Source organism: Bradyrhizobium sp. ma5, from assembly GCF_042258955.1.
Lineage (GTDB): Bacteria > Pseudomonadota > Alphaproteobacteria > Rhizobiales > Xanthobacteraceae > Bradyrhizobium.
This window is the reverse complement of record NZ_CP170156.1, coordinates 296,315-316,538: the sequence shown is the minus strand read 5'-3', so window position 1 is coordinate 316,538 and position 20,224 is coordinate 296,315. Positions and strand designations below refer to the sequence as shown.

At 65.5% G+C, this 20,224-nt stretch carries 17 protein-coding genes and 1 pseudogene; 9 read left to right on the top strand and 9 right to left on the bottom strand.

Annotated features, from left to right (window positions below; all coding sequences use genetic code 11):
- Positions 1 to 48 precede the first annotated feature (48 nt).
- The 3 genes from ACE103_RS01505 to ACE103_RS01495 are packed head-to-tail and all read left to right on the top strand — an operon-like array spanning position 49 to position 3,030.
- Positions 49 to 1,209 (top strand): DSD1 family PLP-dependent enzyme, encoded by a 1,161-nt coding sequence (locus ACE103_RS01505; RefSeq protein WP_375778061.1) that lies wholly within the window; start codon positions 49 to 51, stop codon positions 1,207 to 1,209.
- Between the two features lie 17 nt (positions 1,210 to 1,226).
- Positions 1,227 to 1,883: an HAD-IA family hydrolase gene (locus tag ACE103_RS01500; protein WP_375778060.1), complete on the top strand. Its 657-nt coding sequence runs from the start codon at positions 1,227 to 1,229 to the stop codon at positions 1,881 to 1,883.
- A gap of 13 nt (positions 1,884 to 1,896) precedes the next feature.
- Positions 1,897 to 3,030 carry a pyridoxal-phosphate dependent enzyme gene (locus tag ACE103_RS01495; protein WP_375778059.1) on the top strand — a complete coding sequence of 378 codons (1,134 nt, stop codon included), beginning with the start codon at positions 1,897 to 1,899 and terminating at the stop codon, positions 3,028 to 3,030.
- A 15-nt stretch (positions 3,031 to 3,045) separates the two neighbouring features.
- On the opposite strand, the gene ACE103_RS01490 is transcribed toward ACE103_RS01495, so the two are convergent.
- The 4 genes from ACE103_RS01490 to ACE103_RS01475 form a co-directional block, all read right to left on the bottom strand.
- On the bottom strand, positions 3,046 to 4,077 hold the full coding sequence (locus ACE103_RS01490; protein ID WP_375778058.1) for a glycosyltransferase family 4 protein: 1,032 nt from the start codon (positions 4,075 to 4,077) through the stop codon (positions 3,046 to 3,048).
- On the bottom strand, positions 4,077 to 4,895 hold the full coding sequence (locus ACE103_RS01485) for a UDP-2,3-diacylglucosamine diphosphatase (protein ID WP_375781304.1): 819 nt from the start codon (positions 4,893 to 4,895) through the stop codon (positions 4,077 to 4,079). Before ACE103_RS01485 ends, ACE103_RS01490 begins: the two co-directional genes overlap by 1 nt.
- 281 nt (positions 4,896 to 5,176) lie before the next feature.
- Positions 5,177 to 5,836, bottom strand: a complete 660-nt coding sequence (locus tag ACE103_RS01480; protein WP_375778057.1) for a DedA family protein — start codon at positions 5,834 to 5,836, stop codon at positions 5,177 to 5,179.
- Between the two features lie 10 nt (positions 5,837 to 5,846).
- On the bottom strand, positions 5,847 to 6,425 hold the full coding sequence (locus tag ACE103_RS01475) for a class I SAM-dependent methyltransferase (RefSeq protein ID WP_375778056.1): 579 nt from the start codon (positions 6,423 to 6,425) through the stop codon (positions 5,847 to 5,849).
- Positions 6,426 to 6,748: 323 nt separating this feature from the next.
- On the opposite strand from ACE103_RS01475, the gene ACE103_RS01470 reads away from it, so the two are divergent.
- Both ACE103_RS01470 and ACE103_RS01465 read left to right on the top strand, forming a co-directional pair.
- Positions 6,749 to 7,423, top strand: coding sequence for a response regulator transcription factor (locus tag ACE103_RS01470; protein WP_375778055.1), 675 nt, complete (start codon positions 6,749 to 6,751; stop codon positions 7,421 to 7,423).
- A gap of 5 nt (positions 7,424 to 7,428) precedes the next feature.
- Entirely contained in the window at positions 7,429 to 8,784 is a 1,356-nt protein-coding gene (locus ACE103_RS01465) for a sensor histidine kinase (protein ID WP_375781303.1), read from the top strand.
- On the opposite strand, the gene ACE103_RS01460 is transcribed toward ACE103_RS01465, so the two are convergent.
- Positions 8,781 to 9,974: a serine hydrolase domain-containing protein gene (locus ACE103_RS01460; protein ID WP_375778054.1), complete on the bottom strand. Its 1,194-nt coding sequence runs from the start codon at positions 9,972 to 9,974 to the stop codon at positions 8,781 to 8,783. The genes ACE103_RS01465 and ACE103_RS01460 overlap by 4 nt on opposite strands.
- Before the next feature lie 90 nt (positions 9,975 to 10,064).
- Positions 10,065 to 11,705 carry a flavin-containing monooxygenase gene (locus tag ACE103_RS01455; protein WP_375778053.1) on the bottom strand — a complete coding sequence of 547 codons (1,641 nt, stop codon included), beginning with the start codon at positions 11,703 to 11,705 and terminating at the stop codon, positions 10,065 to 10,067.
- A gap of 299 nt (positions 11,706 to 12,004) precedes the next feature.
- On the opposite strand from ACE103_RS01455, the gene ACE103_RS01450 reads away from it, so the two are divergent.
- Positions 12,005 to 12,907 carry a helix-turn-helix transcriptional regulator gene (locus ACE103_RS01450; RefSeq protein ID WP_375778052.1) on the top strand — a complete coding sequence of 301 codons (903 nt, stop codon included), beginning with the start codon at positions 12,005 to 12,007 and terminating at the stop codon, positions 12,905 to 12,907.
- A gap of 17 nt (positions 12,908 to 12,924) precedes the next feature.
- On the opposite strand, the pseudogene ACE103_RS01445 reads toward ACE103_RS01450, so the two are convergent.
- Both ACE103_RS01445 and ACE103_RS01440 read right to left on the bottom strand, forming a co-directional pair.
- Positions 12,925 to 13,959: pseudogene (locus ACE103_RS01445) on the bottom strand (aldo/keto reductase).
- 22 nt (positions 13,960 to 13,981) lie between these two features.
- On the bottom strand, positions 13,982 to 15,163 hold the full coding sequence (locus ACE103_RS01440; RefSeq protein ID WP_375778051.1) for an MFS transporter: 1,182 nt from the start codon (positions 15,161 to 15,163) through the stop codon (positions 13,982 to 13,984).
- 101 nt (positions 15,164 to 15,264) lie between these two features.
- Between ACE103_RS01440 and ACE103_RS01435 the strand changes: the two genes are divergently transcribed.
- Together ACE103_RS01435 and ACE103_RS01430 are read left to right on the top strand one after the other, a co-directional pair.
- Complete coding sequence (locus tag ACE103_RS01435; RefSeq protein WP_375778050.1) at positions 15,265 to 16,221, top strand: LysR family transcriptional regulator; 957 nt, start codon at positions 15,265 to 15,267, stop codon at positions 16,219 to 16,221.
- Between the two features lie 7 nt (positions 16,222 to 16,228).
- Positions 16,229 to 16,717, top strand: a complete 489-nt coding sequence (locus ACE103_RS01430) for an SRPBCC domain-containing protein (protein WP_375778049.1) — start codon at positions 16,229 to 16,231, stop codon at positions 16,715 to 16,717.
- 19 nt (positions 16,718 to 16,736) lie between these two features.
- Here the strand turns inward: ACE103_RS01430 and ACE103_RS01425 are convergent, their stop codons facing one another.
- Entirely contained in the window at positions 16,737 to 17,486 is a 750-nt protein-coding gene (locus ACE103_RS01425) for a class I SAM-dependent methyltransferase (protein WP_375778048.1), read from the bottom strand.
- Between the two features lie 348 nt (positions 17,487 to 17,834).
- On the opposite strand from ACE103_RS01425, the gene ACE103_RS01420 reads away from it, so the two are divergent.
- Positions 17,835 to 20,210 carry a glucose/quinate/shikimate family membrane-bound PQQ-dependent dehydrogenase gene (locus ACE103_RS01420; protein ID WP_375778047.1) on the top strand — a complete coding sequence of 792 codons (2,376 nt, stop codon included), beginning with the start codon at positions 17,835 to 17,837 and terminating at the stop codon, positions 20,208 to 20,210.
- Positions 20,211 to 20,224: the final 14 nt, after the last annotated feature.

Sequence of the window (20,224 nt, the reverse complement as noted above, 5' to 3'; positions counted from 1 at the left end):
TGATATTCGGTAAATTGTACTTAGCATGGAAACGGCTAGTCTCGCCGGATGTCAGCAGCCCCTGTTTTGAACGCCCCGCATCCGCTTGCCGATATCGAGACGCCCTGCCTCGTCCTCGACGAAGACCGGATGCTGCACAATATCGCCCGCCTGAAGACGCGGCTGTCGCGGCTTGGCGTGCCGCTGCGCCCGCATCTGAAGACCGCGAAATCCGTTCCGGCGGCGCGCGCCGTGATGGACGGCCCGGGCGGCCCGGCCGCGGTCTCGACCCTGCAAGAAGCCGAGATGTTTGCCACGGCAGGCGTCAAGGACATCCTCTATGCCGTCGGCATCGCGCCGCAGAAGCTCGATCGCGTCGCGGCGCTGCGGAGGCAGGGTGTCGACCTCTCGGTGGTGCTCGACAGCCCTGAGCAGGCGGCGGCCGTCACCGCGATGGCGCGCGCAACCGGCGACCGCATTCCGGTGCTGATCGAGATCGATTGCGACGGCCATCGCGCCGGGGTCGGCGCGAACGATCCGCAGCTGGTCGAGATCGGCCGCGCGCTGCATCTAGGCGGTGCTGAGTTGCGCGGCGTCATGGCGCATGCCGGCGAATCCTATTCCTGCCGCAGCGTGGCGGCGCTCGAGCAGGCCGCCGAGCAGGAGCGTGCCGCCGCGGTCGCCTGCGCCGAGGCGTTGCGCGCGGCCGGACTGCCCTGCCCCGTGGTCAGCGTCGGCTCGACGCCGACCGCGCATTTCGCGTGCCGGCTCGATGGCGTCACCGAGGTGCGCGCCGGCGTGTTCGTGATGTTCGACCTTGTCATGGCCGGGATCGGGGTCTGCACGGTCGAGGACATTGCGCTGTCGGTGCTCGCGACGGTGATCGGCCATCGCGCCGATCGCGGCTGGACCTTCATCGATGCGGGCTGGATGGCGCTGTCGCGCGATCGCGGCACCGCGAAGCAGCCGATCGACCAGGGCTACGGCATCGTCTGCGATATCGATGGACGGCCCTATCCCGATTTGATCGTGACCGAAACCAATCAGGAGCACGGCATCATCGCGCTCCGTCCCGGCAGCACCGCGCCGCAGGTGACGCTGCCGGTCGGCACGAAGGTGCGGATCCTGCCGAACCATGCCTGCGCGACCGGAGCCCAGCACGACCGCTATCATGTCGTCGCCGCCGGCTCCGACTCGGTCCGGCAATGGGAGCGGTTTCGCGGATGGTAGGAAATGGAGCGCAGCCCGTGATCCGAACCTATGATGCCGTTCTGTTCGATCTGCTCACCGCGCTGCTCGACAGCTGGACGCTCTGGAACAAGGTCGCGGGCTCCAATGAGACCGGGCTGCGCTGGCGGGCCGAGTATCTCAGGAACACCTACGCCACCGGACGCTATCGTCCCTATGAGGATCTGGTGGGCGAGGCTGCGCGCAATGTCGGGCTGCCGTTCGAGCGGGCAGCGGAGCTCGGCGTACGCTATGCGGAGCTCGATCCCTGGCCCGAGGTTTTCGATGTCCTGCAAACGCTACACGGGGCCGGCGTCGCGCTCGGCGTCGTGACCAACTGCTCGGAGCGGCTCGGCCGCATCGCCGCCGATCGCCTCGGCGTTCCCCTCACCGTGTTCGTGACGGCCGAACGCGCCGGCTATTACAAGCCGCAACCGCAACCCTATCAGCTCGCCCTCGACGAACTGCCGGTCCCGGCCAATCGATGCCTGTTCGTCGCGGGATCGGGCTATGATCTGTTCGGTACGGCACGTGTGCAGTTGCCGACTTGGTGGCATAATCGGGCCGCAATGAACCAGCCGGAAGGGGCGCCCGCCCCGATCATGGTTCGTGACAGCCTTGCGACCTTGCCGGCTTTCGTGCTCGGTCGCGAAATGTCCGACCGGACCGTGCCTTGAGGACTGAATAGAGATGCCTTCACCTGGTTATATCGACCCGCTCAACGGAAAGCTCTATCCGCTGGATGTTCCGCGCTGGTGCTCCGACGAGGGCAAGCCGCTGCTCGTCACGCCACTGCCCGGCATCTCCCGCGACGAGGTCGATCGCGGGACGCGCTCGCTGTGGCGTTATCGCGCGGCGCTGCCGCTCGAGATCAGGCAGCCGATCACGATGGGCGAAGGCTGCACGCCTGCGGTCGAGAAGCCGTGGGGCGATCTGCGGCCGCATTTCAAGCTCGAATGGTTCAATCCGACCGCAAGCTTCAAGGATCGCGGCACCACCGTGATGCTGTCTTTCCTGCGCCAGCTCGGCGTCGACGCGGTGCTGGAGGACTCTTCCGGCAATGGCGGCGCGTCGGTGTCGGCCTATGGCGCGGCAGGTGGCATGCGGGTCAGGATCCTTGCGCCGGCGACGACATCGCCGATGAAGGTGGCGCAGATGCACGCCTTCGGCGCCGAGGTGCAGCTGGTCGAGGGCCCGCGCGAGGAATCCGAGGCGGAAGCGATCCGCCAGTCGAAGCAGATCTTCTACTCAAGCCACAACTGGCAGCCTTTCTTCCTGCAAGGCACCAAGTCGCTGGCCTACGAGATCTGGGAAGACTTCGGCTTCACCGCGCCGGACAATGTCATCATGCCGGTCGGTGCCGGCAGCAGCCTGCTCGGCTGCTATATCGGCTTCAAGGAGCTGCTTGCGGCCGGACAGATCGCGCGGCTGCCGCGGCTGTTTGCCGCGCAACCACTCAACTGCTCGCCGGTCGATGCCAGCTTCGCCGCCGGCGTCGACACGCCGGTCGATCGCGCGGTCCGCAAGACCATCGCCGAGGGTACCGCGATCAAGCATCCGCTGCGCCTGAAGCAGATGATCGCGGCGCTGAAGGAGAGCGGCGGCGGCACGGTCGCGATTCCCGAAGACGGCATCGTCGCCGCATTGAAGCGGATGGCGCATACGGGCCTGTTCGTCGAGCCGACCTCGGCCTCGGCCGCCGCCGCACTCGACGTCCTGAAGGAGCGCGGCGCGATCCGGCCGGCAGAGCGCACCGTCGTCATCATCAGCGGGACCGGGATCAAGGCAGCCGGGCTGATCACCGAATTGCTGGGTAACCAGTAGGCCCGGAAACCGGCCTCATCCTCCCGCTACGGCGGCGCGCGCCGGTGAGGCGTGCGCCCGCCCGATATTGTCGAGGAACTGACGCACGCTTTCCTGCCAGGTGAAGGTCAGGGCGTGGGCGCGGCATTTCTCGCGCGGCACCTGCAGCGCGCCGAGCGCCGCGCGGCGCAGATCATGATCGAGACAACCGCAGCCTGACTTGCCGATCACGTCGAGCGGCCCCATCACCGGAAAGGCCGCAACCGGCAGGCCGCTGGCCAGCGCCTCGAGGATCACCATCCCGAACGTATCGGTCAGACTTGGAAACACCATGACGTCGGCGGATGCATACACATCGGCGAGCGCGCGGCCGGTCCGCGTGCCGAGAAAATGGACCTGCGGAAACCGGGCCTGCAATGTGCTGCGCTGCGGCCCGTCCCCGACCACGACTTTCGAGCCCGGCAGGTCGAGACCGAGAAAGGCATCGAGGTTCTTCTCGACCGCAACGCGGCCGACATAGAGGAACACCGGCGCCGGGAAGGCGAGCGGCCGCTCGGCACGCGGACAAAACAGCTCGGCATCGACGCCGCGCGACCATGGCATCAATTTGCGGAAGCCATGGGCCTTCAGCGCCTGCTCGAGCGACGCCGAGCCGACCATGATGCCGTCTCCGCTATTATGGAAACGGCGCAACGCCGCGTAGCTCCACCGCAGCGGAACCGGCAGCCGCGCCGCGAGATATTCGGGAAAGCGCGTGTGATAGCTGGTCGTGAACGGATAGCCGCGGGTCTGGCAGACGTGCCGGCTGATCCAGCCGATCGGACCTTCGGTCGCGATGTGCACCGAGTCCGTGCGCGCAGCCGCGATGGCACGCGCGATCTGTCCGATCGTCGGCAGCGCGAGCCGGATTTCGGGATAGCCGGGCAGCGGCACGGTACGGAAATCGGCCGGCGTCAAGAAGCTGATCTGGGCGCCGAGCGGCGGCGCTTCACTGGCGAGATATTCGAGCGAGCGGACCACACCGTTGACCTGCGGCCGCCAGGCGTCGGTTGCCACCAGCACGCGCATCAGGCCGCCGCCTGCGCGAGCGGCACAAGCTCCGCCGCATCCAGCGTCGTTCGCGCCTCCGTCCATCGGACGATTTCAAACTGCCCATCATAGCGCTCGACTACGGCCGTGCAGGACTCCACCCAATCCCCGGTGTTGATGTAGCGGACGCCGAAATCGTCATGCAGCGCCGCATGGTGGATGTGGCCGCAGATCACGCCCTGAACATTGCTGCGCGCGGCCTCCGACGACAACACCTCCTCGAACCGGCCGATGTGGTTGACCGCGTTCTTGACCCGCAATTTCGCCCAGGACGAGAACGACCAATAGCCGAAGCCAAATCGGCGCCTGATCCAGTTGAGCCAGATATTGCAGGCCAGCGCAGCCCGATAGCCGGCATCGCCGATCAGCGCGAGCCAGCGCGCATGCCGCACCACGAGATCGAAATGATCACCGTGAACCACGAGATAGTCGCGGCCGTCGAGGCCACGATGGATCGCCCGATCGACAATCTCGACGCCGCCGAACGCTGCACCGGCATAGTCACGCAGGAACTCGTCGTGATTTCCGGCAATGTAGACCAGGCGACAGCCTCGTTGCGCGAGCTCGATCAGCTCCCGCGCAACCGCATTATGCGCCGTGGGCCAGTACCAGTTCGACCGCAGACACCAGCCGTCGACGATGTCGCCGACCAGGAATACGGTTTCGGCATCATGGTGGCGAAGGAAGTCGATCAACCGGTCGGCTTGGCATCCCCGGGTTCCGAGATGGACGTCGGAGACGAACAGGCTCCTGACCTTGACGACATCCCGCGGCGTGTGATCGCCAGCCCCATGCATCGGAAGTTGGGAGTCGACCTTGCCATCCGGCCGAAACGCCGCCGCCATGGCTTCGGCTAATCCCGCTAGAACCTTCGTGACATCGCGGCTGGCGCATCGCCGGAAGATCGAGCGGTGCCAATAGATGCCTGCGATAAGGACCAGCAGCGCGAACTCGGCCGCGCGATATCGCCCGCCGGAAGCAGCGTGACCGAACTGATAGCTTGCGGCCAGCACCAGCAGCGTCGCGGCAGCGCGCTCGAGCGTATCCGAGCCCGGCCGCAGGCGGGACAACAGGGCTCTCATGCACCTTCCTCCACCGGCAAGCGTGAGGGGAGCGCGCGCGGCTTGGCCAAAGGCTGCGGCGCGAGCGAGCGCTTGTAGAAGCGAAATCCCAGGAGCAGCGTGACCTCCACGGCGATCAGGATGACCACTACCCAGAAGCCAAGGCTGATCGGATCGTGGCCGCTGCCGCGCAGGACATAGCCGAGCGTGAGGAACGGCATGTTCCAGATCACGGTACCGATCGCCGTTGCCATCACGAAGGCGCGCGGCTCCAGGTGCAACACACCGGCTGGGAGAGCGAGGTAATTCCTCACGGTGGGCAGAGTCTGACCGATCAGCGTCACCCAGAAATGATTGCCGCGATAGGCGTCAGTGAGCTGTCGATAGAGCGACGGCCGCAGCAACACGAACTTGCCATAGCGCGTCACCAGCCCCTCGATGCGCCGCGAGCCGAGCGCGCGCCCGAGCCCGTACCAACCGATGGCACCGACGACGGACCCGACGCTGGTCGCGAGGATGGTCATTGCGAGCATCGAGCCGTCGGAGATCGTCAAGCCGAGCAGCATCAGCAGCACGTAGGACGGCAGCAGCGGAATGAATTTCTCGGCGACGGCGAGGCAGCCAACGCCCACCAGGCCGAAGTGCAGAAACATCGCGATCGTGCTCGACGTGTCCATGGCGCCTCGATCAAGCGTGGGTGTGGCGGCGTCTGATCCGGTACACGGAAGCCGGCGGCAGGTTGAGGAACGTCTGCCCGATGCAGCTCGCCTGCAGATCGAGACGATCCAGGATCGCGTCTGCGACAGGACACCGCGGGCCATAGGTGATCTGGTAGAACGCGCCGCCAGCGCGGAGATAGCCGAAGGCGCCGTGCAGGATGGTGATGACTTTCTCCGGCGGCATCATGAGAAGCCCGAGGCCGCTTACGACCGCACCGACCGGCGCCCCGTCGAACAGGCTCTCCCTGCGCAGCCAGGCCGCGTCCATCCAGAACACCCGCGCGCCCGGGAAGCGCCGCTGTAGCAGCGGGATGAACTCGGAGCCGTACTCCACGAGCGTGAGATCCTGCTGCCTCACGCCACGCTTCAGCAACGCGCGGGTGAAGACGCCCGTGCCGGGGCCGAGCTCGAGCACGGGGCCGGTGTCCGCGGTGATTTCCTGCGCCATGAGCGACGAGACCGCGGGCCCCGACGGCGCGACCGCGGCGACACGCAACGGATTACGCACCCAGGCGCGGACGAACGGCAGGATGTCAGCGGCCGACATGCTGGAGCTCCCGCACGATAAGCGCGCAATCGGTCTGGCGCCGCGGATTCATTAACAAGGCCATTCGCGTGTCTTTCGCATTGCGGGTGCCCACCATCATGTGTGGTAGGCTCCCGCCGGTTGAGCAGTGCCGGTCGGTGTCGAGACGATTCGATCGCCCCGATGCACGCTTCTGTCTCATGCGAAGCTTGCGCGAGCCTGTCGCGAATCCACGCACGTGCGGAATTTTGGCGTGCGACGCAATCACGCGGAGCAAACCGCAAGGTTGCCGCAATGAATGAGACATAAAGTCGGCAGATCGATGCGGAGGTAGAGACAACGAAATGCGGGTGCTGTTGGTGGAGGACCAGCCGGACATGGTCGCGGCGCTGCGTGCGGCACTCGCTCGCCACGACATGCTGGTCGATCACGCACCGGATCTTCTGGAAGCCGAGGCGATTGCCGCAGCGGGAATTTACGACGCGATCGTGCTGGACCGCCAATTGCCTGACGGCGACGGGCTGTCGCTGATCCCGAAGTTGCGCGCGAGCGGCAACACCGTGCCGGTGCTGGTGCTGACCGCGCGCGGCGAGCTCGCGGACCGAATCTCGGGCCTCGACAGCGGTGCGGACGATTATCTCGGCAAGCCGTTTGCGTTCGAGGAGCTGCTGGCTCGGCTGCGCGCGCTGCTGCGCCGGCCCGCCAATGTGCAGCAGCATGTCGCGCGGATCGGCCGCCTGTCGTTCGACTTCACCCATCGCGAGGCCAGCGTCGACGGACGCCCGCTGGAGATGCCGCGTCGCGAACGGCTGGTGCTCGAAACACTGATGCATCGGATGGGACGCATGGTGCAGCGCTCGGCGCTGATGGAGGCGGTCTACGGCCTCGACGACGATGTGCAGCCCAACGCGCTGGACAGTCATGTGTCGCGCTTGCGCCGCAGGCTCACGGAGGCCGACGCCGGTGTCACCATCAACGGCGTTCGTGGCCTCGGCTATATGCTGCGAGAGACACCGTGAGCGTGCTGCGACCGCGATCCCTCACCTGGCGCCTGGTCGGACGCCTCGCGGGTCTGCAGGCCGTTGCGTTGACCCTCCTGATTCTGCTGATCGGGGCCGCCGCGATCGGGCTGCTGTGGGCAGGGCTCTTGATCGGCGAGTACCAAGGCAGCACCCTCGATACGCTGAGGGACGCCATCACACGCGATGAAGCGGGCGCACTGACGCTGCGCCAGACACCGGAATTGGCCGCCCTGCGCGCCGAGCACGCCGATCTCTGGTACATCATCCGCGACGCTGACGGTCACCAGATCTCCGAAGGCACCGTGCCCTCGCAATTCGCACCGATCGCATCGGCCCTCGAGCATGTCAGCGAGGCGGTGCTCAAGTGGAACGACGCCGTGGCCGCGCGTCCCGCTGGACTCGTCAAATCGGTCGACACGTCGGCTGGATCAGTCCAGATCCTGACCGGAACATACGGTGAGCTCTCGATGTGGCGAGCGCTGCAGATCACACCCCAGCTGTTCCTCAACATGATCCTGCCGATCGTCGTGCTGATGACGCTGGCGACGCTGGTCGCGACCCCGTTCGTGGTGCGCCGGGCCATGAAGGGCCTCGCACTGGTCGCGGCGCAGGCCGAACGCATCGACATCGACCAGCGCGGCGCGCAATTGCCGCTCGACGAGGTGCCGGTCGAGATCACCCCGCTGGTCAAGGCCATCAATGCCGCACTCGACCGCCTCGACAAGGGTTACGAACGCCATCGCCGCTTCCTTGCCGATGCCGCGCACGAGCTGCGCACGCCGATCGCTATCCTCTCGACACGGGTCGCTTCGCTGGAGGCCGGACCCGAGAAGACCCATCTGCTCGAGGACGCGACCCGCCTCAGCGTCATGGCGGGCCAGCTGCTGGACCTGCAGCGGCTCGATCAGCGCGCCGACACGTTCGGCCCCGTCAATCTCGTCGGCATCGCGCGGCAGGTCGTGCTCGACCTCGCGCCGCTGGCTTTCGCGGCCGGGTATGAAATGTCGTTTGAGCACGATGGCGAGACGGTCATGGTGACCGGCGACCAGACCTCGCTCGAACGGGCCCTCACCAATCTCGTGCAGAACGCCGTCGACCACGGGCAGCGTCGCGGCACGATCCTGGTTCGGGTGACGACAGCCGGCCAGATCGAGGTCAGCGACGACGGCGACGGCATTCCGCCCGACGAACGCGAGCAGATCTTCGAACCGTTCCGCCGGCTACATCCAGGCGGGCGCGGCGCCGGCCTCGGCCTCGATCTGGTGCAGAGCATCATGCGTCTGCACGGCGGCCGGATCGAGGTCGATCAGGCGCCGTCCGGCGGCGCCTGCATGCGCATGGTGTTCCCGCAGGTTTAACCCGCCTTGCGCAGTTTCAGGGCCTCGTAGAATGAGGTCTCGAAATTGATGTAGCCGACGAAGGATGTCGGATCACCAAACGGCAGGATCTGCGTCGCCCAGAATCCGCCGAAGCCGTTCTGGCGATCGATCCAGTAGAACAGGTTGGCGAGGCCGGCCCAGCCGAGCGCGCCGGCGGGACGGCCGGTCGGAGCTTGCTCGTCATTGATCATGAAGCTGAGCGCCCATGATTTCGACTGGCCGGGGAAGAACTCGGCGTCGTTGGCGAGCGAGGTGATCACGCCGGTAATGGCGGTGACCTTGTTGTTGCCGAGATGGTTCTTCTCCGCCATCCGCACGGTTTCGGCCTTCAGGACCCGGCCATGCTCGCCGGCGCCGTCGTTCAGCCACATCCGGATGAAGCGCATGTAGTCGCCAATGGTGCCGTAGAGTCCGTGGCCGCCCATATGGATCTCCGGATTGGCCGGCAATTCGAAATCCATCGGCGTGAGCGATCCGTCGGCGTTGCGGGCGTGAATGCCGGCGAGCCGGCGGCGCATCGCGTCGGTGAGCTCAAATGCCGTGTCCTGGATTCCGAGCGGCTCGAAGATCCGCGTCTTGAAGACCTCGCCGAGCCGGCGGCCGGCGATCGACTCGACGATCTGGCCGCACCAATCCAGGTTGGTGCCGTATTCCCATCGCTCGCCGGGATCGAACAGCAGCGGCGTCATCAACGAAGCCTTCGACGCCGTGATCACGCTGGGCTGCCCCTTCTCCTGCGCGAGGCGATTATATGTGTGATTGATGAAGTCGTAGCCCAAGCCTGCGCTGTGGACCATCAGCATGCGTGTGGTGATGTCGCGCTTTGGTGCACGCAGCCGCGGTTCGCCGTTGTCGTCAAAGCCTTCGATGACTTGGAGCTTGCCCAGGTCGGGCGCGTAGGTCTTGGCCGGCGCGTCGAGATCGAGCTTGCCCTCCTCGACGAGTTGCAGGACCGCCGTCCCGGTGATCGCCTTGGTGGTCGAGAAGATGGCGAACACGCTGTCGGTCGTCATGTCCGCGGTCTGGTCGAGGCGGCGCTTGCCGGCAGCGCCTTCGTAGATGTTGCGATGGCGGTCGGTCACCATGGCAACGACGCCGGGAACGCGCGGGTTGGATGTCACGACGCCGTCGAGAATCGCATCTGCTGCCGCACCAAAGTTCATGCTCATTGTCGTCCTCCCATATTCTATCTTGTGATGTGATCGATCGTGGGCGGCGGCGCGGTCAGCGAAGACCGCAGCGCCGTATCGCGTCAGCCGCTACTGCACGGCAAAGCCCTGATAGCCGCTCGCGGCGACCTCGTCGCATTTCTGGCGATAGGTGCCGACGCCGCCGCAATAGGACAGCACCCGGCGCGGCTTGCCCGCGACATTCGAGCCGAGGTACCAGGAGTTGGTCTTGGCGATCAGCGTCGCGTTGGCGGTCTCGTCATGATGCGCCACCCACTGATCCTCGGTATCCCTGGTCGGCTCGATGACGTTGAGGTTCTTGCCGCGCAGATATTTGATGCAATCGGCGATCCACTCGACCTGCTGCTGCAGACAGGTCGTCATGTTGCAAAGTGCGGCCGAGGGCGCGAGCGGCACCGCCGTCGTGAACAGGTTCGGATAGCCATGGACCTGCAAGCCCATCGTGGTGCGGATGTCCCTGCCCCAATCGTCCTTCAGCGATCGCCCCTCGCGACCCCGGATGTCGATGCGCGTCAACGCCCCCGTTCCGGCGTCGAAGCCGGTGGCCAGGATGATGACGTCGAATTCGTGCACCGTGCCGTCGGCGGTCTGGATGCCTTCGGATGTGATGCGGGTGATCGGATTGTTCTTGACGCCGACGATCTCGACATTCGGCCGGTGGAAGGCCTCGAGGAAATTGCTCTCCAACGGCACCCGGTGCGTGCCGAAGCCGTAATCCGACGGAATCAGCTGTTCGCACAGCTTGGGATCCTTGATCCGCTCGCGCATCTTTTCGCGCACGAATTCGGTGATCTCGGCGTTGATGGCTTCGTCGAAGAACAATTCGGCGAACGACGAAACCCACAATTTGAGCGATCCGTCATTCCAGCAATCCTCGATCACCTGGCGTCGCTGCTGCGGCGTCAGGTCGGCCCAGACGTGCTCGAAGTCGAACTCGAATCCGGTGAACGTCTTCGGCAGCCGTTCGGTGAGGAACTTGAACTTCGACTTGTAGGCCGCGGCATCCGCCGCATCCCATTTCGGGTTCTTCATCGGGATGATGTATTGCGGGGTGCGGATGAACACCTTGAGATGACCGACCTCGCCGGCGATCGACTGGATCACCTGGATTCCGGTCGCGCCGTTGCCGACCACGCCGACGCGCTTTCCCGCGAGCTCGATCGGTCCCTTCGGCCAGCGCGCGGTGTGGAACAGCTCGCCCTTGAAGGTCTCCTGTCCCGGGAAAGAGACGTGCGGCGCCGAGAGCATGCCACAGCAGGTGACCAGGAACTGGGCGTCGATCACCTCGCCCTTGTCCGTCGTCACCAGCCAGCGCTGCGTCGCCTCGTTGAAGTGCGCGCTCTTGACCGTGGTACCGAACTGGATGTCCTTCCTGAGATCGAGGCGGTCGGCGACGTAGTTCAGCCAGCGCTCGATTTCGGGCTGGCCCGGGAACCGCTCGCTCCAGCTCCAGCCTTTGTAGAGTTCCTCGGAGAACAAATACTGATAGGTGTGGCCTTCGGAATCGAAGCGCGCGCCGGGATAGCGGTTCCAGTACCAGGTGCCGCCGACGCTTGACCCGGCATCGATCGCCTTCACGCTCAGTCCCTGTTCGCGCAGGCGGAACAGTTGGTAGAGACCGGCGACGCCGGCCCCGACGACCACAGCGTCGAGCTTGGTCGTTGCACGCGCACCATTGCTTCCATTCGACCTTGTGACGGTCTCGGTCATCGTTTCCTCCCGTTGTCTTGCTTCGCACGCGCTCATGCCCGCCGTGTCGCCGGGTGATGGTGCGTTGCGTCAATTGGGTCTCTGCCGCTGGCGCTGTCGCCGAGACGCAGAGCAGGCTACGGGTCATGCGACCGAGCGGCTTGGATGAAACCGACAATCTCTGGAACGCCACCGTTCAATCGAGCCATCGGCCGTTGGTCGCCTTGGCAAACCGCGAAAGCGGCCTATCCTGCGCTCAGACGTCCAGCCAAGAAGAAGCGGTCAACCGCGCCACGGATTCCACGGAGGAGGCTCGCGCGATGGGCCAATTGATCACGGTCGAGGAGCTGCCGCGCTATGCGCCCGGTGAGCTGAAGCTGGACAGCGCCTCAGTCGGGAGGAGCGACTTCCGGCTGCGGATCTTCCGCTATGAGCCATCGGATATCTGGGTTCCGCCGTCGGAAAACTTCCTGCTCGTGCTCTATCGCGACGGCGTGACGTCGATGAACCGTCGCGTCACCGGTGCGTGGAAGCAGGATCACGTCGGTCGCGGCGTCACGTCGCTGCTGACCCGCGCCGAGCCATCAAGCTGGCACTGGAAGAACGACATCGAGGTCACCCATTTCTATATCGCTCCAGCGCTCATGATGAAGACCGCGAGCGATGCCTTCGACCGCGACGCCGAAGCGATCGAGCTTCACGATCTGCTCAAGGCCGAAGATCCGATGCTGACCTGGATCAACGACCAGATGGTTCAGGAGGTTGCCGCGGGCGGTCCGGGCGGACGCCTCTGCTACGACGCGCTGGCGCTTCAGGCCAGCGTGCACATCCTGCGGAAATATGCTGCGATCGAATTCAAGATGCCGTGCGCGCAAGGACGCTTTCGCCCGGCGCACGCCCGGTTGATCGAGGACTATATCGAGCAGAACATCTTCCGGAATATCACGCTGGAGGAGCTGGCGAACATCTGCAATTGCACGCCGATCCAGTTCGCCCGCAAATTCCGCGTGCATTACGGCACGCGGCCGCATGCCTATGTCCTGCGGCGCAAGGTGGAGCACGCGTGCCAGCATCTGCGCAAGGACCGCGTGGCGCTGAAGGAGATCGCGCTGCTGAGCGGCTTTGCCGATCAGAGCCACCTCAATCGTGTGTTCCGGCAGCACATGAACGTCACGCCGGCGGAATACCGCCGGCAAGTCTGCGAACATTCCGCGCAGGCGTGAGACGGCTCGCGGCCGGCTCACACCGGCGGCGGGTTCAGCCGCGCAAAGCCGTCCTGGACTCGGTAGGGGTAATATGGATAGGCCGGCATCACCGCGCTCGCGCGGTCGAGGCGCGCGATCTGGTCCGCCGTCAGCGACCAGCCGACTGCGCCGAGATTGTCGCGAAGCTGCGCTTCATCGCGTGCGCCGATGATGACTGACGACACGCTGGGACGCGTCAGCAGCTACGCAATCGCAACCTGCGGCACGCTGCGGCCGGTCTCGGCAGCCACGGCGTCCAGCGCGTCGACGATCGCGTAGAGCTTGTCGTCATGGACCGCCGGCCCGAACCGCGCGGTCTCGTGCAAACGGCTGGTTTTCGGCAATGGTTGCCCGCGCCTGATCTTGCCGGTAAGCCGGCCCCAGCCGAGCGGACTCCAGACCAGCGCGCCGACGCCCCGGTCGAGCGCGAGCGGCATCAGCTCGGATTCATAGTCGCGGCCGACCAGCGAGTAGTAGACCTGGTGGGCCACGTAACGCGGCCAGCCGTGGCGCTCGGCAAGGCCAAGCGATTTCATCAGGTGCCAGCCTGAGAAATTCGAGGCGCCGACATAACGCAGCTTGCCGGCGCGCACCAGCGCATCGAGGGTCGACAGCACCTCGTCGATCGGCGTGAAGGCGTCGAAGGCATGAAGCTGCAGGAGGTCGATATAGTCGGTGTTGAGCCGGCGCAGCGCCGCATCGACCGAAGCGACTAGGCGATAGCGCGACGTGCCGGCATCGAGCGGACCGTCGCCCATCGGCAGGCCGGTCTTGGTCGAGATCAAGACCCTGTCGCGGCGGCCCTTGATCGCGGCGCCAAGGATCTCCTCCGACGCACCATTCGAATAAACATCAGCGGTGTCGAACAAGTTGACGCCGGCTTCGAGACAGATGTCGATCAGCCGTCGAGCCTCGCTGGCGTCGCTGCGGCCCCAGGCCGAGAACAAAGGTCCCTGGCCGCCGAAGGTGCCGGTGCCGAAGCTGAGTACGGGGACCTTGAGGCCGGACGCCCCTAGATTGCGATATTCCATGGTCATACTCCCTTGATCCGGTTCATTCGGCCGGGCACTGCGTGGCGAGGACGACCGGCCGGTCGAGGCGCAGGCTCCACAGCGCAAGCAACAGCCCGACCGCGGTGATGACGGCAGCGACCAGCGGCAGCGCGCCGAGACCGAAGCCGCGATCGATGGTGACGCCGCCGGCCCAGGCGCCGAGCGCATTGCCGAGATTGAAGGCCGCGATGTTGAGGCTGGACGCCAGCGTCCGCCCTTCGACGCCGGCGGCTTCGAGCACACGAAGCTGCAGCGGCGCGACGGTCGCGAACGCCGCGATGCCGAGCACGAACAACAGCGCGACCGCCAAGGCCTTGATCGAGATCACCGCCGCCAGCGCGACGAGGACGGCCGCGAGGCCACCGAGCGACACCAGCAGCGCGCGCGCGAGCCCCTTGTCGGCGAGCCGGCCACCCGCGACGTTGCCGATCGCTAGCCCAGCGCCGAACACCAGCAGGATCGGCGACACCGCGGCGTCGGAGAAGCCGGTGAGCCGGGTCAGGATCGGCTGCACATAGGTGAAGACCGCGAACAGCCCGCCGAAGCCGAACACCGTCATGGCAAGCCCGAGCAGGACCTGCGGGCGGCCGAGCACGGCGAGTTCCTCGCGCAGCGGCGCAGGCTTGTCGTTGGCGCCGACATGACCGGGGACCAGCACGGCCAGCACGACGAACGCGATCACGCCGATCACCGCCACGGCCCAGAACGCCGCGCGCCAGCCGAGCATCAGGCCGAACCAGGCGCCGAAGGGTACGCCGAGCAAGGTCGCGACCGTCAGCCCGATGAACATCGTGGCGATCGCCGACGCCCGCTTATCCTCGGGCACGAGACTGGTCGCGACCACCGAGCCGACGCCGAAGAAGGTGCCGTGCGCCAACGAGGTCAAAATGCGCGCAGCCATCAGCAGCTCGTAATTCGGCGCCAGCGCGCAGGCCGCATTGCCGAGCGTGAAGATCGCCATCAGCGCCAGCAGCACCGCCTTGCGCGGCATCCGCCGCGTCGCCAGCGTCAGGATCGGCGCGCCGACGAACACGCCGAGCGCGTAGCCGGAAATCAACAAGCCCGCCGCGGATACGGATACCTGCATGTCGGCGGCGACCTGCAGCAACAGCCCCATGATGAGGAATTCGGTGGTGCCGATGCCAAAGGCACCGGCGGTCAAGGCAAGGACTGCGAGAGGCATGTGTCGCTCCGGAGGGTAAGGATTCCGCAATGCGACATAGCGGTCCGGACCGAGAAGGATTAGAATGGCCGCAATCCAATCATTTGTGACGTGAATTCAAGATGTCCCGCACCGACACCAACCGCTCCGGCGAGATGGACGTGTTCGTCCGCGTCGTCGATCTCGGCGGCTTCACGGCGGCCGCAAACAGTCTGCGCCAGACGCCATCCGGCGTCAGCAAGCTGGTCTCCCGGCTCGAGACCCGGCTCGGCACGCGGCTGGTCAACCGCACCACACGCAAGCTGCAACTGACCGAGGAAGGCCAGGCCTTCTATCAGCGCGCCCAGCGCATCCTCGCCGACATCGACGAGGCCGAACGCGAGGCCGCTTCGTGCGTGCCGCGCGGCCATCTCACCGTGAACAGCAACATCCCGTTCGGCATGCTGCATGTGATGCCGCTGCTGCCGCGCTTCATGCGCGAGCATCCCGACATCACGCTCGACATCGTGCTGACCGACACGCTGGTCGATCTGATGCAGGCGCGCGCCGACGTCGCGATCCGCGTCGGCCCGCTCGGCGCCTCGCGGCTGATCGCGCGCAAGCTCGGCACCAGCCGCATGGTGGTGGTCGCCGCACCGTCCTATCTCGCGCGCTTCGGCACCCCGAAGACCCCGGCGGATCTTGCTACCCATCGCGGCATCGGCTGGACCTTTCCGCGCAGCATCCGCGGCTGGCCGTTCCGCCGCGCTGAAAAGATCGAGGAGGCGCTGCCGCCGCCGGTCGCCCGCGTCAGCGACGGCGAAGCCGCGCGCCAGCTCACGCTCGGCGGCATCGGCCTCGGACGGCTGGCGCTGTTTCACATCGGCGAGGATATCGAGGCCGGCCGCCTGGTGCCGGTGCTACAAAATCTCAATCCCGGCGATCGCGAGGACATCCACGCGGTCTATGTCGGCCATGCCGGCCCGCTGCCGGCGCGGGTTCGCGCCTTCATCGACTTTCTCGCGCAACACATCCGCATCGGCGATCCGGCACTGCGGCGTGGCGGAGACGGGAAATGGAAAGTCGTAAGTGACAAGTGAGCATTTGATGACGAACCAAACCTCGGTTTTGCAGACTGTCACCGAGTCGATCCGCATTGCCGGGGAGCCAACGCATGTCTGGGACGCGATCATCGACCCCAAAGCGGGCGAGACATGGCGCAACGCGCATTTCAACACCGATTGGCAGATCGGCGCACCGATCGAGATCGAGGCGGAGATCGGCGCGAAGCGCTATCGTGACAAGGGCCGCGTCATCCATGTCGAACCGCCGTCACGGCTCGCATATTCCTATTGGTCGCAGGTCTCCGGCATGCCGGATGTTCCGCAATCCTATGCAACAATCACGATGACGCTCGCGGCCGAGGGCGGCGAGACGTTGCTGACCGTCACCCAGCAAGTGCCGCCATCGCCGATCCGCCGCGGACAGGGATGGGAAATCGGCACCGACTCCGGCGCCAAGCATGTCGCGTTCTACTGGCGCATGGCGCTGCCGCGCCTGAAGCAGGCAGTCGAGCAAGGACACGCCGCGCAATAGCGAGGTCTCGAAAAATGCTCTATGCCCGCTTCAGCAAGAAGAGCTGCGTGACATAAGGAAACACCACCTCGTCGGCATCACCGAGGCCGGCCTCACGCAGGATGGCGTCGGTCCTGTCGCGAATACCCGCCTTTTCCGCATCGGGAAGATTGGCGACATAGCTCGTCGACACGACGCGCTCATAGACGCCCTGGCGCGCCATCCGGTGCGGATGGTCCTGCACGATTTCCTTCTCGAGCAGGAAGCGAGGATCCTGCAAGATCCAGCGCCAGTGCCCTGAGCGTTGCCGGGGTGTGTCTCCCGCATATTTCTCAATCATGACCGACAACGCGTCGACCCACGGCGCGCGGTCATCCCTGTTGTTCCAGACCAACGCCAGCGTACCGCCGGGACGCAGGAGGCGCGTGATCTCGGCGACCGACGGCTCGTTGTCGAACCAGTGGAACGCCTGCGCGCAGGTCACGAGATCGACGCTGCCGGTTTCGAGGGCGATCGCATCGGCGCGGGTGTTGATGACCTCGATCCCTGCTTCGTTCGCGAGTTTCGCCGACATCTCGGCGACCGGCTCGATCGCGACCAACCGCGCCGTCCCGGACAAATGCGGACGCAGCAGGCGGGTGAACTTGCCGGTTCCGGCTCCGAGATCGACGACACAGCGCGCAGCCTGCAGCGGCAGCGCGGCGACGATCTCCGCCGGATAGCTGGGCCGGCCCGCCTCATAGGCAGCGACCGCGACGCGATAATTCCTGGCCGTCGGGTTCAACGTCATTCGTGCTTCTCCTGCGAGCCGGGCATCTGCGATGAAACGTGCGGAACGGTATAAAGCAGCGCTGGCGCAGAACTGGAAGAGCACGTCGAGTCAAGATTCGCTGAGCACCCGTCACCTCTGCGTCAGTGCCACGCACCTGGCGTTGCTCCTTGTTGAACAAAGTGCACGCGGTTTGAATGATCTTGCTGCGCCAGGAATCGATGGCGCAACTTTGCACGCTTGTGTTGCATCATCGCCGCAGTTCCCGGTTGCAAGTTACTGTTGATTGAACCACAGTTCTTGAAAGCGGACGCGGTCTGTTGCGCTTGCGCAGGACAAGCCCGGTGCCTCTTCCGCACTGGTGCAGCCATGCCGCGATCCAGGGCCGTCTTTGTCACGGGTGTCGTCTACGCCTTGATTGGTCTGGTCCTCGCGGGCGGCGGCATCTGGCTCGCCGCACTGGGTGGCTCAATCTCCTACATTGTGATCGGCGTCGGCATTCTCGCGACCGCTGCGCTCTTGCTGGCGCAGCGCCGTTCCGCGCTCTGGCTGTTTGCGATCGTACTGGTCGGCACGCTGGCCTGGGCCGTCTACGAGGTGAAATTCGACTGGTGGCCGCTTGCGGCGCGCGGCGACATCATCTTCCCGATGGCGCTCTGGCTGCTGACACCGGTGATGGTTCGCGGGCTGCTGCGAAATGAGCCCGTGTCCTACGCGCGCGCCACCGCGCCGCTCTGGGTCGGCGCCGTGGCGGCTGCGGCTGTTCTCGTGGTCGGGTTGCTGTCCAGCTATCACGACATCAACGGCACGATCGCCGAAGCCGGGCCTGCTGTGCAACAGAGCGAAGCCGATCCGCAACCGGATGGCGATTGGCGCGCCTATGGACGCACGCAATTCGGACAGCGCTATTCGCCTCTGAAGCAGATCACATCAGACAATGTCGGCAAGCTCAAGGTCGCCTGGACCTTCCGCACCGGCGACGTGAAGACACCGGAGGATTCCGGCGAGACCACCTTCGAGGTCACCCCGATCAAGGTTCGCGACACGCTCTATCTCTGCTCGCAGCACCAGGTGCTGTTCGCGCTCGACGCCACGACCGGCACCGAGCGCTGGCGATACGACCCCAAGCTCGTGCACAACAAGACGTTTCAGCACATGACCTGCCGCGGGGTCTCCTATCACGAGACCGCGGCAGGTGCCGTCGACAGCAGCAACAATCCGGCCCCGGCTGAATGCCCACGTCGGATCTTCCTGCCGGTCAATGACGGCCGCATGATCGCGCTCGATGCCGACAGCGGCAAGCTCTGCGACGGCTTTGCCGATCACGGCGTCCTCGACCTGCAGCAAGGGATGGGGATCAAGACCGCAGGCTTCTTCGAGCCGACCTCGCCGCCGGTCGTCAGCGACAGGATCCTGGTCGTCGCTGCCGCGGTGATCGACAATTACGCCGTCGAAGTGCCGTCGGGCGTGATCCGCGGCTTCGATGTCTACACCGGCAAACTGGTCTGGGCCTGGGACTCCGCCGCGGCCGACGAGAACGCGCTGCCGTCGCCGACGCGGCATTACACCAACGGCTCACCGAATTCCTGGATCACGGCCTCGTTCGATCCGAAATTGAATCTGGTCTACATTCCGACCGGCAACAACGGACCCGACATCTGGGGCGGCAATCGCGATGCGCTGGTCGAGCGCTATTCCAGCTCCATCGTCGCGCTTGATGTAGACACCGGCAAGCGCGTCTGGTCGTACCAGACCGTGCATCACGATCTCTGGGACATGGACATTCCGTCGCAACCGAGCCTGGTCGACGTGACGACGGCCAAGGGCATCGTTCCCGCGATCATCCAGCCGACCAAGGTGGGCAACATCTTCGTGCTCGATCGCAGGACCGGCGAATTGATCGTGCCGGCGCCGGAACGTGCGGTGCCGCAGGGCCCTGCGCCCGGCGACCGCTCCGCACCGACCCAGCCGTTTTCCGAACTGACGTTCCGGCCGGAGGCAAAGCTGACCGGCGCCGACATGTGGGGCGGCACAATCTTCGACCAGCTGCTGTGCCGGATCATGTTCCACCGACTGCGCTACGAGGGCACGTTCACGCCGCCGTCGTTGCAGGGCACGCTGGTCTTCCCAGGCAATCTCGGCATGTTCGAATGGGGCGGCATCGCGGTCGATCCTGTGCGGCAGATCGCGATCGCCAATCCGATGTCGTTGCCGTTCGCGTCACGGCTGATTCCGCGCGGTCCGCAAAATCCTCCGGCGCCCACCGCCGAGAAGCCGGTCGGCAGCGAGGTCGGGACACAGCCGATGTACGGCACGCCGTTCGGGGTGGATATTTCGAGCTTCCTCTCGCCGCTGTCCGTGCCGTGCTACCGGCCGCCATGGGGCTCGATGGCCGCCATCGATCTCAGGACGATGAAGATCGTCTGGCAGCATCCGAACGGCACAATCCGGGACACCACGCCGCTGCCGCTTCCGTTCAAGATGGGCGTGCCGATGCTCGGCGGGCCGATCACAACCGCCGGCGGCGTCGCGTTCTACACCGGCACCTATGAGTACACGATCCGCGCCTATGACGTGCGCGACGGCAAGGTGCTGTGGGAAGATCGCCTGCCCGCCGGCGCGCAATCGACGCCGATGAGCTACGAGGCCGGCGGCAAGCAGTACGTCGTCACCGCGGCCGGCGGCCACGGCTCGTTCGGCACCAAGCGCGGCGACTATGTGATCGCCTATGCGTTGAAGGATTGAACCCGGGAGCGTCG

What these genes read in the sequence shown, in the direction of transcription:
- ACE103_RS01425 (WP_375778048.1), bottom strand. Translation starts at nt 17,486, where the DNA reads ATGACGTTGAACCCGACGGCCAGGAATTATCGCGTCGCGGTCGCTGCC.
- ACE103_RS01495 (WP_375778059.1), top strand. Translation starts at nt 1,897, where the DNA reads ATGCCTTCACCTGGTTATATCGACCCGCTCAACGGAAAGCTCTATCCG.
- ACE103_RS01490 (WP_375778058.1), bottom strand. Translation starts at nt 4,077, where the DNA reads ATGCGCGTGCTGGTGGCAACCGACGCCTGGCGGCCGCAGGTCAACGGT.
- ACE103_RS01505 (WP_375778061.1), top strand. Translation starts at nt 49, where the DNA reads ATGTCAGCAGCCCCTGTTTTGAACGCCCCGCATCCGCTTGCCGATATC.
- ACE103_RS01450 (WP_375778052.1), top strand. Translation starts at nt 12,005, where the DNA reads ATGGGCCAATTGATCACGGTCGAGGAGCTGCCGCGCTATGCGCCCGGT.
- ACE103_RS01435 (WP_375778050.1), top strand. Translation starts at nt 15,265, where the DNA reads ATGTCCCGCACCGACACCAACCGCTCCGGCGAGATGGACGTGTTCGTC.
- ACE103_RS01485 (WP_375781304.1), bottom strand. Translation starts at nt 4,895, where the DNA reads ATGCATGGGGCTGGCGATCACACGCCGCGGGATGTCGTCAAGGTCAGG.
- ACE103_RS01430 (WP_375778049.1), top strand. Translation starts at nt 16,229, where the DNA reads ATGACGAACCAAACCTCGGTTTTGCAGACTGTCACCGAGTCGATCCGC.
- ACE103_RS01475 (WP_375778056.1), bottom strand. Translation starts at nt 6,425, where the DNA reads ATGTCGGCCGCTGACATCCTGCCGTTCGTCCGCGCCTGGGTGCGTAAT.
- ACE103_RS01440 (WP_375778051.1), bottom strand. Translation starts at nt 15,163, where the DNA reads ATGCCTCTCGCAGTCCTTGCCTTGACCGCCGGTGCCTTTGGCATCGGC.
- ACE103_RS01480 (WP_375778057.1), bottom strand. Translation starts at nt 5,836, where the DNA reads ATGGACACGTCGAGCACGATCGCGATGTTTCTGCACTTCGGCCTGGTG.
- ACE103_RS01455 (WP_375778053.1), bottom strand. Translation starts at nt 11,705, where the DNA reads ATGACCGAGACCGTCACAAGGTCGAATGGAAGCAATGGTGCGCGTGCA.
- ACE103_RS01470 (WP_375778055.1), top strand. Translation starts at nt 6,749, where the DNA reads ATGCGGGTGCTGTTGGTGGAGGACCAGCCGGACATGGTCGCGGCGCTG.
- ACE103_RS01460 (WP_375778054.1), bottom strand. Translation starts at nt 9,974, where the DNA reads ATGAGCATGAACTTTGGTGCGGCAGCAGATGCGATTCTCGACGGCGTC.
- ACE103_RS01420 (WP_375778047.1), top strand. Translation starts at nt 17,835, where the DNA reads ATGCCGCGATCCAGGGCCGTCTTTGTCACGGGTGTCGTCTACGCCTTG.